The following is a 14316-nucleotide window of genomic DNA, read 5'->3' as shown; positions in this document are numbered from 1 at the left end:
CCGGGAACGAACATACCGTTCCCGATCAACCTCCTGTTCATTGCTCTTTACTTGCTTCGTATTCGACCCATTCCGGTTTGTACTTCACAACATTACGTTGATGTTCCTCATAGGTTTCCTCATAAAGAATCTGACCGCGTGGATTTTTATCACTTGGTGGTCGGGCAAAGAAATAAACGTATTTCGTCTTTTTAGGATTAAGGACGGCAAGAATTGAATCTTCACTGACGGTTGAAATCGGACCGATCGGAATACCCTCATACTTGTACGTATTGTATTTCGAATTGTTCTCAAGATCCTTTAATGTCGTCAATGCTGTATTCTCCCCTGTACCGTACCAGACCGTTGGATCCGATTGGAGTTTCATCCCGTCGTTCAGTCGGTTCGTAAAGACACCGGCAATCTCACGACGATCGTCTGGTGTCGCGGCTTCCCGCTCCACCATGGATCCGAGACTCAGCACTTCATGGAAAGTCATGCCTGATTTCTTAATGGCATCGGCATTCGCATCATAAATCTTTTCCATCTCATCTAACATCGTTTCGGCAATTTGATTGATGCTTTTTCCTTTGTCGAATTCGTATGTCGCCGGGAAGAGATAGCCTTCGAGAGAATAGAGGACGCCCTGCTTCGTTACTTCGTCCGTCAGCATCGGATACTTTTCAATCAATGTTTTAATATATGCCTCATCTGTCAGGGATTTACGGATGGAGTCAGCTTTAAAACCGGTTGCTTTCGCGATGATGGCAATTTGACGATCCATTGTGATTCCTTCAGGGAGCGTGATTTTGACATCTGCTGCTTTCATGACTGTTCCGGTCTTCAATTCATTGATGATTTCGTCCGGTGTCATCGCTTGAGTCAACGTGTATGTCCCGGCTTGGAATGACGATTCATTCTTATAGCGGACATAATAGCGGAAAATCGTTTCGTTCGCGATTAAATCTTTTTCTTTAAGAATGCTTGAAATCGTACTTGTACCGGCGCCTAAAGGAATCTCAACCTTGACAGACTTCGTCGCCTCTTCGTTGACCGGTTCGAGTGAACTCTTTAAAAAGATGTAGATGGCTGCTCCTGCTACTAAGAAAATCGTGAACAATACTGAAAGGATGATTAACGTTATCCGGCGCGATGTCCGGCGACGTTTCTGTTCAATTTCAGCATTTTTCTTCCATTCATTCTCCATCGGTTCCTCCTTCTTCTCTTAAAACAAGGTGATATCGAAAGAGCCATTGCTCTGACGACACCACCTTATACACGAGTCGGTTTAGTCAAGCTCGTCTTCTAATGTATTAAAGACTTCTTCAATTTCATCCCAAGTTTCTGCATCGTCTTCTGCGATTGGAACGAGGTTGAAATCATCATCACCTTCACCGTACTCTTCTAACTCATAAACGAAGATGTCGACTTCTTCTGCTTCATCATAATCCGCGCCGACCGGCTCAAGGAAAATGTAAGTTTTGCTTGAGCGTGGGCTTTCATACCGTAAACGCTCGGCAAATTTAAATTCGTTGCCTTCCCCATCGGGAATTACGTAATGTGTAGGTTCATTCTGTTGCATCATTCATCCGCTCCTTTAATGCAGCCTCAAGTTCATCCCAAGTCTGCTCATCGTTTTCATCAATCAGGCTCAATTCAAAATCATCTTCGCCTTCGCCAAACTCGTCGATTTCGCAAATGATTAAATCATCTGCGCCCTCTTCCGGATGACCGATCATTTCGAGAAATAAATAGGTCTTGCCGGTTCGCTCACTGACATAACGGTACCATTCTTCGAAAAGATGTTCGCCACCGTCTTCATCAGGAAAGAGATACTGCCGTTTTTCTTCAGACATCTCATTTCCTCCTTATCGATTTGCCCGATCCAAATAAGATTGCAGGATCATGACTGCTGCCATCTTATCGATGACTTGTTTCCGTTTTTTCCGACTGACATCGGCATCGATCAGCATACGTTCTGCCTGCATCGTCGTCAGTCTCTCGTCGACAAGAACAGTCGAAAGGCCCATCTGGGTTTCGATTTCACGCGCGAACGCTTCACTCGCCTCAGCTCTGGGACCAATTGACCCATTCATGTTTTTCGGATGTCCGATGACGATGATTTCGACACCGTATTCCTTAATAATTGCCTCGAGTCGTTTGAAGGCGACCGGGTATTCAGGTTCTGTCCATTTGATGGTTTCGACGCCTTGTGCTGTCCAGCCCATCAAATCACTCACCGCAACACCGATCGTCTTCGAACCGACATCAAGTCCGATGGCACGCTTCATTTTTTGTCTCCACTCTCCGATAGATAAGATTTCACGAGTTCTTCCAGTAGTTCATCACGCTCAATCTTTCGGATCATATTACGTGCATCGTTATGACGAGGAATGTAAGCAGGATCACCGGAAAGTAGATATCCGACGATTTGGTTGATCGGATGATAGCCTTTTTCTTCTAAAGCATGATAGACCGTCAGCAATACTTCGCGTGTCGCCGCCTGGCTATCGTCTTCTGGAAAATTAAATTTCATCGTTTGATCCATCTGACTCACGTTAATCACCTCTTTCATTTACACTACTTCTCTATTATGCCAGTGATTGCACGTAATGTGAAGTAAACGCAAGAGCTTCGTTTAATTTTGCAGGATCTTTTCCGCCGGCCTGTGCCATGTCCGGACGACCGCCACCACCGCCGCCGCAACGTGTGGCTACTTCCTTGATCAATTTACCGGCATGGTACCCTTGATCGATTAAGTCTTTTGAGACACTCGCAACGAGGTTGACTTTGTCTCCCTGCGCACTACCGAGGACGATGATTGCCGAACCGAGACTTGACTTCAGTTCGTCCATCATGCCGCGAAGGGCATCCATATCCGAGACGTCGACTTGCTTCGCAAGCACCTGGACGCCGTTGATCTGCTCGACATCATCTTTAAGTGACGCCGCTTCGATGTTTGCAAGTTTTGCCTGCAATGATTCGTGTGCCCGTTCCGTTTCGCGAAGCTGAACTTGAAGTGCTTCGATTCGTCCCGGTACTTCCGTCGTTTTCGTTTTCAGGACACGTGCTGCCTGCTCGAGTGTCTGCAGGTGACCGTTCATGACATGGTAAGCGCCTGCTCCTGTAACAGCTTCGATCCGTCGTGTGCCGGCTCCGATGCCTGATTCGGAAACAATCTTGAACAGACCGATTTCTGCTGTATTGCGGACGTGGATTCCGCCACAGAGTTCGATCGAATAGGTTCCAGCCGAAACGACACGAACCGTCTCGCCGTATTTTTCACCGAATAGTGCCATTGCCCCTTTTGCTTTTGCATCAGCAATGTTCATTTCTTCAATTTCGACTGCAAGTGATGCCCAAATTGCTTGGTTGACATCCTGTTCGATTGTTGCTAATTCTTCAGTCGTCACTGCTCCAAAGTGCGAGAAGTCAAAGCGCAGACGATCCGCTGAAACAAGTGAACCAGCTTGGTTGACGTGTGTTCCGAGTGTGTCTTTCAACGCTTTATGCAACAAGTGGGTTGCCGTATGGTTTTTCGTGATGGCTTGACGCGATGATGCTTCGACCGCGGCATGAACGGATGCATCAGCTAAAGCAATCCCTGTCCGGACCACAACGGTATGCAGATTTTGACCGTTTGGTGCTTTTTGAACATCTTTGACATCGAGGACGAAATCCGGACCCGTAATCGTTCCTGAGTCTGCCACTTCTCCGCCACTCTCTGCATAAAACGGTGTAACATCAAGCAACAATTGTGCTTCTTCGCCGGCAGCGACTTCTGTCACTCGTTCTCCATCATGCAACAAAGCAATGATTTTTGCATCCGTCTCAAGGTCCGTATAACCAACGAATTGACTTGGAACAGTCAAAGTTGCCAATACTTCTGATTGTTGTTGCATCGAACCGCCGTCTTCACGGGCAGCACGGGCACGTTTCCGTTGCTCATCCATCGCCAGTTTAAACCCTTCTTCATCGACGGACATCTGATGATCTTCCGCGTATTCAACCGTCAGTTCGAGCGGGAAACCGTACGTATCATACAAACGGAAAGCATCTTCTCCGCTGATGACATGTTCGCCGTTATTTTTGGCTGCTTGTGCCACTGTGTTCAGGATGGCAAGACCATCATGCAGTGTCTCGTGGAATCGCTCTTCCTCGTTTTTGATGACACGTTTGATGAAATCTGCTTTTTCCGGAACTTGCGGATAAAAATCGACCATGACGCTGCCGACTGTATCAACGAGTTCGTACATGAACGGACGTTCGATTCCGAGCATTTTTGCATAACGGACAGCACGACGGAGCAGTCGGCGTAAGACATAACCGCGTCCTTCGTTCGAAGGCAACGCTCCGTCTCCGATGGCAAAAGCAACCGTACGGATATGGTCCGCGATGACTTTGAACGCGACATCCAGTTTTGTGTCTTCGCGATAACGTTTACCGCTGATTTCTTCCGTTTTGTGGATGATCGGCATGAACAAGTCCGTGTCAAAGTTCGTCGGTACGTCCTGCATGACGCTCGCCATCCGCTCAAGACCCATTCCGGTATCGATGTTTTTACGCGGTAATTCTGTATAGTTGCCATGTCCGTCATGATTATATTGACTGAACACGATATTCCAGATTTCAAGGTATCGTTCGTTCTCGCCGCCCGGATAGAGTTCAGAGTCGTTCGGATCATCTCCGAAAGCCGGTCCACGGTCGAAGAAAATCTCCGTGTTCGGACCGGAAGGACCTTCACCGATTTCCCAGAAGTTATCTTTAAGCGGGATGATGCGCTCGGCCGGAACACCCAGTTCGAGCCAGATTTGCCGGGCAGCATCGTCTTCCGGGTGAATCGTTACAGAAAGACGATCCGGATCAAGACCGTACCATTCATCACTCGTCAAGAGTTCCCAGCCCCATTTGATCGCATCTTCGCGGAAGTAATCGCCGACCGAAAAGTTTCCGAGCATTTCAAAAAAAGTATGGTGACGTGCTGTTTTCCCGACGTTTTCGATATCGTTCGTCCGGATCGATTTCTGTGCGTTGACAATCCGTGGATTTTGCGGAATGACCCGTCCGTCAAAATATTTTTTTAACGTAGCAACACCTGAGTTGATCCAAAGTAACGTCGGATCCTCAATTGGAACGAGTGATGCACTTGGTTCGATTGCGTGCCCTTTAGACTGGAAAAAGTCGAGATACATTTGACGGATTTGTGCACCCGTCAACGGTTTTAATGGTTTCATCGAAAATACCCCCATTGATTAATTTGTCCTGAACGCAAAAAAAACGATACATTCATCCCTGAAAAGGGACGAAAGCATCGCTCTCGTGGTACCACCCTCGTTCGTAAAGACAACTGCTCCCTTTACCTCGAAAAATCCGTTAACGGAGATTAACCGCAAGTGTTTGCACTCGACTCCGGAAGGAGCTTCAATCGAATCGTCATGAAGATGGTTCCAGCAATTCCATCTCTCTCTGGTCATGAAAACTACGATTTACTTGTCTTCCATCAACGTTTTGCGTCCATTCATCTACCGTGATTATTACCTATCTGATGCATTCAGTCAAGTCTTTGTCATACCGCCGAGCCGTTCAATGAGCCGTGTCCGCCGGCGCGGCTCTTCCTCTTGTGATGCTTTATGGAAGGCACGGGGATCTCCGAACAACAGCAGACTGGCTTTGGCCCGAGTGACGGCTGTATAGATGAGATTCCGGGAATGCTTGAAGGCACCGGTGAAAAAGACCGGCATCAACACAATCGGAAACTCCGATCCTTGCGCTTTATGAATCGTAATCGCGTAAGCATGCGTAAATTGATCCCAGTCACTCCGGTTATATTCAACTTCCGTCTGATCGAACCGGGCAATGATTTTATCGACTTTATCCACGTTCTCCTTCGCAAAGAAGATATTGACGATTTCACCGATGTCACCGTTGTAGACATTCTCTTCCGCATTGTTGACGAGCTGAAGAATCTTGTCTCCGCTCCGGTAAATCCGTGTCCCCTGTTTGACTTCCCGTTTTTTCGGCGCTTCCGGATTGTAGACTTTTTGCAGAACGATATTCAATTCGTCGATGCCCACCTGTCCGCGGTACGTCGGCGCTAAAATTTGAACGTCAAACTTCGAATATCCTTTCGCCAGTGCTTTTTCTGCAAAAGCCGCGATACCGCGCAACGATTCCTGCGGAGCAAGCGAATAAAAACGACGGTCGGATAAAGGGGCCAGCAAATCAGCTGACGTGACCCGGTTTTTTAAATCGTGGGCCAACCGGAGAATCGAGGAATCTTCGGCCTGCCGATGGACGACGTTGAGCCGGACGACCGGAATACCGTCCGTATCCATCAAGTCGGCAAGGACTTGTCCCGGACCGACCGACGGCAGCTGGTCCCGGTCGCCGACGAATAAAATCTTCATGCCGTTTGGCACGGCCCGTAACAAACTCGATAACAGATAGATGTCGATCATGGACGATTCATCGATGATCAGTACTTTACCGGCAATCGGTTGGTCTTCGTCCAGCTGGAAGTTCGTCCCGTCATATTTTAATAAGCGGTGAATGGTCATCGCCGGAACGTCCGTTGCTTCCGACAGCCGTTTGGCCGCCCGTCCGGTTGGTGCGACGAGCACATACGGATAGACTTCGCCTGACTTGACCTGACTTTTTTCAAGCGGCCAATCATGGATTTCCTGAAGCGCATGCAAAATCCCTTTGATGACCGTCGTCTTCCCCGTACCGGGTCCGCCCGTCAGGACCATCAGCGGTGCCTTGACCGCAAGCTCAATCGCCTCCCGTTGCTGAACGGCGTATTCCATACCAAACCGTTCTTCGAGTTGACCGATGGCTGACAAAATTGTCGCCACATCGACTTCCTGCTCGGATCCGTTCGCCATGACACGGGCCAACTCTTTTGCCGCCCGGACTTCCGCATAGAAAATCGTCGGCAGATACAAACAACCTTCTTCGAGTTTGACCTTATCTTCCGTCAGCAACAGCTCGATGGCTTGTTCCAGGCGTTCACCCGGATCCTCACCGAGTAGACGCGGTGCCCGCTGTAACAGGGATTCGACCGTCGCGAATGCATGCCCTTCTCCCGCTTCCTGCTCCAGTATATGCATGATGGATGCCGCGACCCGTTCCGGATGCAATCCGACAAGTCCGAGATGCGAGGCAATTTGGTCGGCCGTCTTAAAACCGATTCCGCTGACCTCATACATCAAGGAATAAGGATTTTCACGAATTCTCGCCATCGCATCCCCTTCGTACGCTGCATAAATCTTTGCTGCGAGTTTTGGGGTGACATCAAACGGTGCTAAAAAAAGCATCAGTTGATCGACACCGTATAAGGTCGCGAGCCGGCTGAAGATGACATCCGCCTGCTTCTGTTTTAACCCGGGGACACGATCGAGTGCTTTACTGTCCTTTAAGATGATGTCAATGGCATCTTCACCGAGCGCATCAACGATATTTTTCGCTGTTTTCGGACCAATGCCGGTAAACGATCCGTTCGTCAAAAAACGGACGGCAGCGTGTTTCGTCATCGGGACCGAACGCCGGATCAACTCTGCTTTTAGTTGTTTGCCAAATCGCGGATGATCAATCAACCGTCCGAACGCTTGATACGTTCCGCCGAGTTCGATTCCGACACCGGTTCCCGTAACGACAAGCTCCGTTTCTTTTAGTTCAAAGTTTTTTTCCTTGATCGCCATCAGGACGATGGAATGGGCTTCTTCTTCGGAGGAAAAAAGCACACGTTTGATACGACCGACTACTTGATGGGGGTGCTCCATCACTCCACCTGCTCTCTTTCTGGACTCCGTTACTCAGTTATTATCATAGCACTCGTTTAAGGGATTTTAAATGAGGGAAACATTCCTTGATATATTATCTGAATGGAGGAACAAACATGGGACGTTTACCGATCGCAGGATTATGTGAATTAGTTTTAGAAGTGCAGGACATGGACCGGGCCGTCGCCTTTTGGAACGGAACGCTCGGTATTCCAATCGTTGAACAATGGGCACCGGAAGATGCAGAGCCGAGTCATGAACAGGAAAAACAGGATGGGATTTGGGCGACATGGTTGTACATCGGAGGAAACACCCGTCTCGGGCTTTGGCTCAAACGGGACTTTATGATGGAAGAACGGACCGTCAAAAACCTTCCCGTGACAGAGTGGGACAGTCTGTATGATGAAGGCGGCGTTCATGTCCACTGTGCCTTTTATATTGAGAAAGACGAATTTAACGAAGCACTTGATTTGCTTCGGGGTGCATCGATTGACGTCAAGATTCGGGAATGGGATGAACAAGAGACGTCTAATGACAAGGAATACTCGGCTTATTTTAAAGATACGGAAAACAATGTTATTGAGCTTTATACGAAAAATATGGATGAAGCCTATGAGGAATTTTCCGGTCCGCCGCTTCGCATCGTCCGCGAAATCGGGCACTAAGAAAGACTCTGCTGTATCGATTGCCACAAGCCGTCGACAGCAGAGTCTTTTCCTGGTTATTTTAGTAAGGCATCCATTTTCGCTTTGGCATCCTGCGCCAGCGTATGGTTTGGTTGATAGGCAAGAACGGTTTCGAGCTCTGTATAACATGCTTCCTGCTGACCTAAAAAGGCCAGTGCGATGGCATAGTTGTAACGGGCATCCGTATGTGTTTCTTCGAGCAACAGAACTTGTTCGAAAATTTCAGCCGCTTCTTCGATCTGCTCGTTCTGAGCAAGAGCAAGACCATACTGGAAGGCGATTTCGACATCCACCCCGTTCAGTTCCGTCGCCTGTTTCAAACGCGGAATCCCCCGAACCGGATCCCCGAGCTTTTGATACGTCAGACCGAGCATGAAATGGAGATCGGCATCATCGAGTCCGTGCAGCAAAGCAAGACGTAATGACTCTTCCGCCTCTACCAATAAATCCGCCGAGAAGTATAAGGCGCCTTTGGCATAATGGGCACTGGCGAACGTCGGATCAATCGTCAAGGCTTTATCGTAAAACCGGAGTGCCCGGTCGGCATCGTCCATCGATTGGAGTAATGTCCCCAAGTTGACGTAACCGGTCGGGTCGTTCGGCTGTTCTTCAATGGCATCATTAAAAGCTTGAGCCGCTAATTCATAATTACCCGATTCTAAATGTCGGAATCCGACTTCGTTGTAATTCATCCCAATCTCTCCCTTATGCAAGATACGTTAATGCTTGACCTGCTTTGTAGGCATCGTCAATCGTTGCTCCGCCGAGACAGACATCTCCGTCATAAAAGACGACGGCTTGTCCGGGAGTAATCGCCCGTTGCCGTTCGTCGAATGCAACGTCTAGACGTCCGCCGTCGAGGACACGGACCGTGACCGGTGTATCCGTCTGACGGTAACGGAACTTCGCCGTACAGCGGAATTCTGTTCCGGCCGGCATCGTTGCCGTCCAGCTGATGTCAGAGGCATATAATCCTTCTGAATAAAGCAATTCATTGTGGAATCCTTGCTCAACGAACAAGATGTTGTCTTGCAGGTTTTTCCCGACGACGAACCACGGCTCACCGTCTCCACCAATTCCAAGACCGTGACGTTGTCCCATCGTGTAATACATCAGACCGTCATGACGCCCCATTGTTTTACCGTCGAGTGTCCGCATTTCACCCGGTTGTGCCGGCAGATACTGACTGAGGAACTGTTTGAAGTTCCGTTCCCCGATGAAACAAATACCGGTTGAATCTTTTTTCTTGGCCGTCGCAAGGTTCGCTTCCTCGGCGATTTTCCGGACTTCTGATTTTTCCATGTGTCCGATCGGGAACATCGCTTTCGCAATCTGATCCTGCGACAGTTGGTTCAGGAAATACGTTTGATCCTTGTTTGTATCGACGCCGCGCAATAATTTATGCTCCCCGTCTTCATAGACGGCACGGGCATAATGACCTGTCGCGACGAAATCGGCGCCTAAGCGCATCGCATGGTCAAGAAATGCCTTGAACTTGATTTCTTTATTACACATGACGTCCGGATTCGGTGTTCGGCCGAGTTTATATTCATCCAAGAAATACGTAAAGACTTTGTCCCAGTACTCTTTCTCGAAATTGACCGCATAATAGGGAATACCGATTTGATTGGCGACGGCGATGACATCTTCATAATCTTCCGTTGCTGTACAAAATCCGTTTTCATCTGTATCGTCCCAGTTTTTCATAAAAATCCCGATGACGTTGTATCCTTGTTCTTTTAATAAATAAGCCGTAACGGACGAATCGACACCGCCGGACATACCGACGACGACCGTTGTTTCCTCCGGTGCTTTAGCGCGTGTATTCATTATTTTCACCTCTTAATTGTTCTGAAACGATTTTACGACATCTATCAGGCCTTGCGCGAGCAGTTCGACTTGTGACACGTCGTTTCCCCGGCCAAAGCTGATCCGGACCGATTGTTTCGTCCGCGGATTTTCACCATACATTGCTGACAGGACATGTGACGGTTCGACCGATCCTGCCGTACAGGCACTTCCGCTCGAAACGGCAATCCCCCGCATGTCGAGCATAATCAAAAACGGTTCGATCTCGACGTCCGGGAAGTACAGGTTGAGAACTTGCGGCAATCCGTCTGTCCCGTTGACTTCAAACTCAATCGTTGAGGAACGAAGCCGTTCGAGCAATGTACGCCGCAACAGTTGATACTGTTCAAACTGTTTTTCGCGTTCCGTTGCCGTCAGCCGGACTGCTTCCGCAAAACCGACGATACCGGCAACATTTTCCGTTCCGGCACGACGCTTTCGTTCCTGTTCCCCGCCATACGATTGAGGAGCCAGTTTGACGGCAGAACGGATATATAATAAGCCGACGCCTTTTGGTCCGTTGATTTTATGACTTGATGCCGACAGCAAATCGATTTGCATCGCTTCCACGTCAATCGGCGACTTCGCAAAGACTTGGACGGCATCGGTATGGAAAATAATCTGTTGTTCCCGGAGGAAACGACCACATGCCGCAATCGGCTGGACCGTTCCGACCTCATTGTTTCCGAACATGATCGATACTAGAATCGTATCTGGCCGAACGGCTGCCCGTAACGCCTCTTCCGTTATGATGCCGGACTCCGGTATTTCAAGATACGTCACGTCGAATCCCCGCTTTTCCAGTTCCTCGAACGCATGGAGCACGGCATGGTGTTCAAACCGTGTCGTGATGACATGACGGCCTTTCGACTGATACTGCATCGCGGCACCGATGATGGCATAGTTATCCGACTCCGTGCCGCCGCTCGTAAAGAGAATTTCCGTCGGTTTGGCGTTCAGTTCCGTTGCCATCATTCTTCGCGCCGTGTCAATCGCAGCCCGTCCCGTCCGTCCGAATGCATGGACGCTTGACGGATTCCCGAATTGCTCGAGCATGTAAGGCGTCATCTTTTCCAAAACTTCCGGCCGCATCGGCGTTGTTGCCGCGTGATCAAAATACATCATCGTTTTTTCACCTCTCATATATAAAACATGTAACCCGTGTCATCTTCTTCGGCTAAATCTTTTAATGTCGTCGTATCCAAAACTTGATCGACGGCACTTTGAATTTTATCCCACAATTTTCGTTTCGTCACTTCGTCACAATTATCGCCTTCAACGACGACAAGCGGACCTTCAAGCAGACGGATGATATCCCCTGCTGTGATTTCTTCGGCCGAACGGCCTAATTTATATCCACCGTATGCTCCGCGGACACTTTTGACGAGACCGCCGTTTCGGAGCGGGGCAATCAATTGCTCCAGATAATGTTCAGACAGGTCGTACATCTGGGCAATTTTTTTTAAAGACAACGGCTTTGCCTCGCCTCCTTTGGCGAGTGCAATCATGATTGTCAGACCATAACGGCCTTTTGTCGAGATTTTCATCATGCGAAAAGACATCCTTTCTAGTATAGTAGTAGCTAAAAGTTGAAAGAAGGAACGCTACCTATGGCTAATTTATTTGAATCACATTCTCCGGCCGGTCCGCTCGCCAATCGGATGCGCCCTCAATCACTGGACGAAATCGTTGGCCAACGCCATTTGATCGGAGAATCAACCTTGTTGCGCCGGGCAATTCTCGCCGACCGGCTTGGGACGGTTATTTTTTACGGACCACCGGGAACCGGAAAAACGACGCTTGCCCGTGTCATTTCCAGTTATACGAAATCGGCATTCGAACAGCTGAATGCTGTCACGGCAAAACTGGATCAGTTGCGTGAAGTTTTAAAAGCAGCCGAATCCCGACTGCAGTTTGATCAACAAAAAACGATTTTATTTTTGGATGAAATTCATCGTTTCAATAAAATGCAACAGGATGCTTTACTGCCTGCACTCGAAGCCGGAACGATCACGCTGATTGGCGCGACGACGGAAAATCCAAGTTTTGAAGTCAATGCCGCTCTGTTATCGCGGGCAACTGTCTTCCGGTTTGAAACGCCGACGACAGATGATTTACGGGTCGTCCTCCACCGGACGTTACATGATACGGAACGTGGTCTCGGCAAATATCCGATTACCGTCACAGAAGAAGCGGTCGATCATTATGTCAAACTGTCGGACGGGGATTACCGGGCACTGCTCAACGCACTCGAACTCGCCGTTTTAACGACACCGGAAATTGACGGTGAAATTACGATTGATCTTGCCGTAGCGGAAGAATCGATTCAGCAAAAAGCCTTGAAATATGATAAGGACGGAGACCGGCATTACGATGTCATCTCGGCTTTTATCAAATCGATTCGCGGCTCGGATCCCGATGCTGCCCTGTACTGGCTTGCCGTCATGATTGAGGCCGGGGAAAGCCCCCGCTTCATCGTCCGTCGCCTCTATGTCCACGCGGCAGAAGATATCGGATTATCGGATCCGCAAGCTTTGCTGATTGTGGACGCCTGTGCCCGGGCCTGTGAATACATCGGTTTTCCGGAGGCACGGATCCCGCTCGCCGAAACGGTGCTGTATCTTGCGACGGCACCGAAATCAAACACGGTCATTACCGCGATTGATCAGGCACTCGAACTCGTCCGTCGATCGGACGGCGGTCCGGTTCCACCGCATTTACGGGACGCTCATCATGCAGGTGCTGCAGCACTTGGTAATGGTGTCGAATATCAGTATCCACACCAGTTTCCGCATGCATATGTCAAACAGAACTACTGGCCGGAAAATTTGGCACGAACCAAGCCCGTTTTTTACAAGCCAAGTCCCCGCGGGTTCGAAAAACAATTGCAGGCCCGGCTCGACTTTTGGAAAAAACAACCGTAAACGATGAGAAAAAGCGACCTCAACAGGTCGCTTTTTTTAACGGACACGTTCGATGACGACGCCGGCTTCCCGGACAATCTCATTGATGACATAACTTGCCGCAATCAATCCACCGACCGACGGGACAAACGCGTTTGAACTCGGCGGCATTTTAGCTTTTCGAATCACGGCTTCATCGTTTCCGACGACTTGACGAACTTCTTCGATGATTTTGACCGGTGGTTCATCCGAAAAGACGACCGGGACTCCTTTATGGATCCCTTCCTTACGCAGGCGCGTCCGGATCACTTTTGCGAGTGGATCGTAAGTCGTATCTTTAATATCAACGATCTTGATTCGTGTCGGATCCATCTTGTTCGCCATTCCCATACTCGAGATGATTGGAATCTGACGTTTTTTACACTCTTTGATCAAATGAATCTTAAACGAGACGGTATCCGAAGCATCAATCACATAATCCGGATTTTCTGCGAAAAAGGTTTCATATGTTTCTTCGTTGTAGAACATTTTCAAACGGACGATTTCTAAATCCGGGTTGATTTGCATCAGGCGATCCGCCATTGCATCGACTTTCGGCTGACCGACCGTCGGCAACAACGCATGGATCTGACGATTGACGTTTGTGATATCAATATCATCTTTATCCACCAAAATCAAACGTCCGACACCGCTGCGCGCCAGGGCTTCCGCCGAAAACGAGCCGACGCCGCCGATTCCTAAGATCGCTACAGACTTGGATGCCAATGCGTCAAGTCCGGTCTTACCGATTGCCAGTTCATTACGTGAAAATTGATTTAACATCTCATAACCTCACAATACTCATACTGTTTTACTCGGAATTATATCATAAAAAAAAACGTCATGCGACGTATGGTGTGATTCATCTAAAAAAGAAACGATGGGACCCGAAGTGCCGTGTCGATACCTTATTTTTGAACCTGCTGCGCAGGTGGGTGTCTTATCCGATTCCTATTCGTACGTCCTCCTGCTGTGTTACGAGGCATGTACTACTAGTTGGAACGTCAAACTCCCTATCAAAAAAGAGTGGCTCAAAGATAAAAGGCGGCTCTCGTACATCTCAGGAACCCCATCTGTTGC

The 14316-nt window shown here is 48.8% G+C and carries 14 protein-coding genes, 1 other RNA gene and 1 other annotated feature; of the genes, 2 read left to right on the top strand and 13 right to left on the bottom strand.

Annotated features, from left to right (window positions below; translation table 11 throughout):
* Positions 1–37: 37 nt before the first annotated feature.
* The 7 genes from mltG to recD2 all read right to left on the bottom strand — a co-directional run bounded on the left by mltG (position 38) and on the right by recD2 (position 7760).
* The gene (gene mltG / locus KNQ07_RS00870; RefSeq protein ID WP_012370938.1) at positions 38–1186 is read right to left on the bottom strand and encodes an endolytic transglycosylase MltG; all 1149 of its coding nucleotides are present in this window, start codon (positions 1184–1186) and stop codon (positions 38–40) included.
* Between the two features lie 81 nt (positions 1187–1267).
* Positions 1268–1561, bottom strand: coding sequence for a DUF1292 domain-containing protein (locus KNQ07_RS00865; RefSeq protein ID WP_012370939.1), 294 nt, complete (start codon positions 1559–1561; stop codon positions 1268–1270).
* Positions 1548–1835: a DUF1292 domain-containing protein gene (locus KNQ07_RS00860; protein ID WP_012370940.1), complete on the bottom strand. Its 288-nt coding sequence runs from the start codon at positions 1833–1835 to the stop codon at positions 1548–1550. The genes KNQ07_RS00865 and KNQ07_RS00860 overlap by 14 nt, the downstream gene beginning before the upstream one ends.
* A 12-nt stretch (positions 1836–1847) precedes the next feature.
* On the bottom strand, positions 1848–2270 hold the full coding sequence (gene ruvX, locus KNQ07_RS00855) for a Holliday junction resolvase RuvX (protein WP_214763563.1): 423 nt from the start codon (positions 2268–2270) through the stop codon (positions 1848–1850).
* Positions 2267–2536 carry an IreB family regulatory phosphoprotein gene (locus tag KNQ07_RS00850; protein WP_026827846.1) on the bottom strand — a complete coding sequence of 90 codons (270 nt, stop codon included), beginning with the start codon at positions 2534–2536 and terminating at the stop codon, positions 2267–2269. The genes ruvX and KNQ07_RS00850 overlap by 4 nt, the downstream gene beginning before the upstream one ends.
* A gap of 34 nt (positions 2537–2570) precedes the next feature.
* Positions 2571–5213, bottom strand: coding sequence for an alanine--tRNA ligase (gene alaS / locus KNQ07_RS00845; RefSeq protein WP_214763561.1), 2643 nt, complete (start codon positions 5211–5213; stop codon positions 2571–2573).
* A gap of 61 nt (positions 5214–5274) precedes the next feature.
* Positions 5275–5492 (bottom strand) — a binding site (T-box leader).
* A gap of 42 nt (positions 5493–5534) precedes the next feature.
* Complete coding sequence (gene recD2 / locus KNQ07_RS00840) at positions 5535–7760, bottom strand: SF1B family DNA helicase RecD2 (protein ID WP_214763558.1); 2226 nt, start codon at positions 7758–7760, stop codon at positions 5535–5537.
* A gap of 116 nt (positions 7761–7876) precedes the next feature.
* Here recD2 and KNQ07_RS00835 point away from each other — a divergent pair, with 116 nt between their 5' ends.
* Positions 7877–8425, top strand: coding sequence for a VOC family protein (locus KNQ07_RS00835; RefSeq protein WP_214763555.1), 549 nt, complete (start codon positions 7877–7879; stop codon positions 8423–8425).
* Between the two features lie 56 nt (positions 8426–8481).
* Here KNQ07_RS00835 and KNQ07_RS00830 read toward each other — a convergent pair whose 3' ends face one another.
* From KNQ07_RS00830 to cymR, 4 genes are read right to left on the bottom strand one after another with little or no spacing between them, the layout of a single operon-like run.
* Positions 8482–9138, bottom strand: coding sequence for a tetratricopeptide repeat protein (locus KNQ07_RS00830; RefSeq protein ID WP_012370946.1), 657 nt, complete (start codon positions 9136–9138; stop codon positions 8482–8484).
* A 13-nt stretch (positions 9139–9151) separates the two neighbouring features.
* Positions 9152–10276, bottom strand: coding sequence for a tRNA 2-thiouridine(34) synthase MnmA (gene mnmA / locus KNQ07_RS00825; RefSeq protein ID WP_214763553.1), 1125 nt, complete (start codon positions 10274–10276; stop codon positions 9152–9154).
* A 12-nt stretch (positions 10277–10288) separates the two neighbouring features.
* Positions 10289–11419, bottom strand: a complete 1131-nt coding sequence (locus KNQ07_RS00820) for a cysteine desulfurase family protein (RefSeq protein WP_214763550.1) — start codon at positions 11417–11419, stop codon at positions 10289–10291.
* Between the two features lie 14 nt (positions 11420–11433).
* Positions 11434–11841: a cysteine metabolism transcriptional regulator CymR gene (cymR, locus tag KNQ07_RS00815; RefSeq protein WP_041261991.1), complete on the bottom strand. Its 408-nt coding sequence runs from the start codon at positions 11839–11841 to the stop codon at positions 11434–11436.
* Between the two features lie 63 nt (positions 11842–11904).
* On the opposite strand from cymR, the gene KNQ07_RS00810 reads away from it, so the two are divergent.
* On the top strand, positions 11905–13218 hold the full coding sequence (locus tag KNQ07_RS00810) for a replication-associated recombination protein A (protein WP_214763548.1): 1314 nt from the start codon (positions 11905–11907) through the stop codon (positions 13216–13218).
* A 36-nt stretch (positions 13219–13254) separates the two neighbouring features.
* On the opposite strand, the gene KNQ07_RS00805 is transcribed toward KNQ07_RS00810, so the two are convergent.
* Entirely contained in the window at positions 13255–14019 is a 765-nt protein-coding gene (locus KNQ07_RS00805) for a tRNA threonylcarbamoyladenosine dehydratase (RefSeq protein ID WP_214763546.1), read from the bottom strand.
* 97 nt (positions 14020–14116) lie between these two features.
* Positions 14117–14306: non-coding RNA, 6S RNA (gene ssrS, locus KNQ07_RS00800), on the bottom strand.
* Positions 14307–14316 lie beyond the last annotated feature (10 nt).

This window comes from Exiguobacterium sp. s145 (genome assembly GCF_018618835.1).
Lineage (GTDB): Bacteria > Bacillota > Bacilli > Exiguobacteriales > Exiguobacteriaceae > Exiguobacterium_A > Exiguobacterium_A artemiae.
The sequence above is the reverse complement of the archived record's forward strand: the minus strand, read 5'-3'. Positions and strand labels throughout refer to the sequence as shown.

Bases quoted from the DNA above. Each gene is read 5' to 3' on its own strand.
- mnmA (WP_214763553.1), bottom strand. From the start codon at position 10,276: ATGAATACACGCGCTAAAGCACCGGAGGAAACAACGGTCGTCGTCGGT.
- recD2 (WP_214763558.1), bottom strand. From the start codon at position 7,760: ATGGAGCACCCCCATCAAGTAGTCGGTCGTATCAAACGTGTGCTTTTT.
- alaS (WP_214763561.1), bottom strand. From the start codon at position 5,213: ATGAAACCATTAAAACCGTTGACGGGTGCACAAATCCGTCAAATGTAT.
- cymR (WP_041261991.1), bottom strand. From the start codon at position 11,841: ATGAAAATCTCGACAAAAGGCCGTTATGGTCTGACAATCATGATTGCA.
- KNQ07_RS00835 (WP_214763555.1), top strand. From the start codon at position 7,877: ATGGGACGTTTACCGATCGCAGGATTATGTGAATTAGTTTTAGAAGTG.
- ruvX (WP_214763563.1), bottom strand. From the start codon at position 2,270: ATGAAGCGTGCCATCGGACTTGATGTCGGTTCGAAGACGATCGGTGTT.
- KNQ07_RS00820 (WP_214763550.1), bottom strand. From the start codon at position 11,419: ATGATGTATTTTGATCACGCGGCAACAACGCCGATGCGGCCGGAAGTT.
- KNQ07_RS00810 (WP_214763548.1), top strand. From the start codon at position 11,905: ATGGCTAATTTATTTGAATCACATTCTCCGGCCGGTCCGCTCGCCAAT.
- mltG (WP_012370938.1), bottom strand. From the start codon at position 1,186: ATGGAGAATGAATGGAAGAAAAATGCTGAAATTGAACAGAAACGTCGC.
- KNQ07_RS00865 (WP_012370939.1), bottom strand. From the start codon at position 1,561: ATGCAACAGAATGAACCTACACATTACGTAATTCCCGATGGGGAAGGC.
- KNQ07_RS00860 (WP_012370940.1), bottom strand. From the start codon at position 1,835: ATGTCTGAAGAAAAACGGCAGTATCTCTTTCCTGATGAAGACGGTGGC.
- KNQ07_RS00830 (WP_012370946.1), bottom strand. From the start codon at position 9,138: ATGAATTACAACGAAGTCGGATTCCGACATTTAGAATCGGGTAATTAT.
- KNQ07_RS00805 (WP_214763546.1), bottom strand. From the start codon at position 14,019: ATGTTAAATCAATTTTCACGTAATGAACTGGCAATCGGTAAGACCGGA.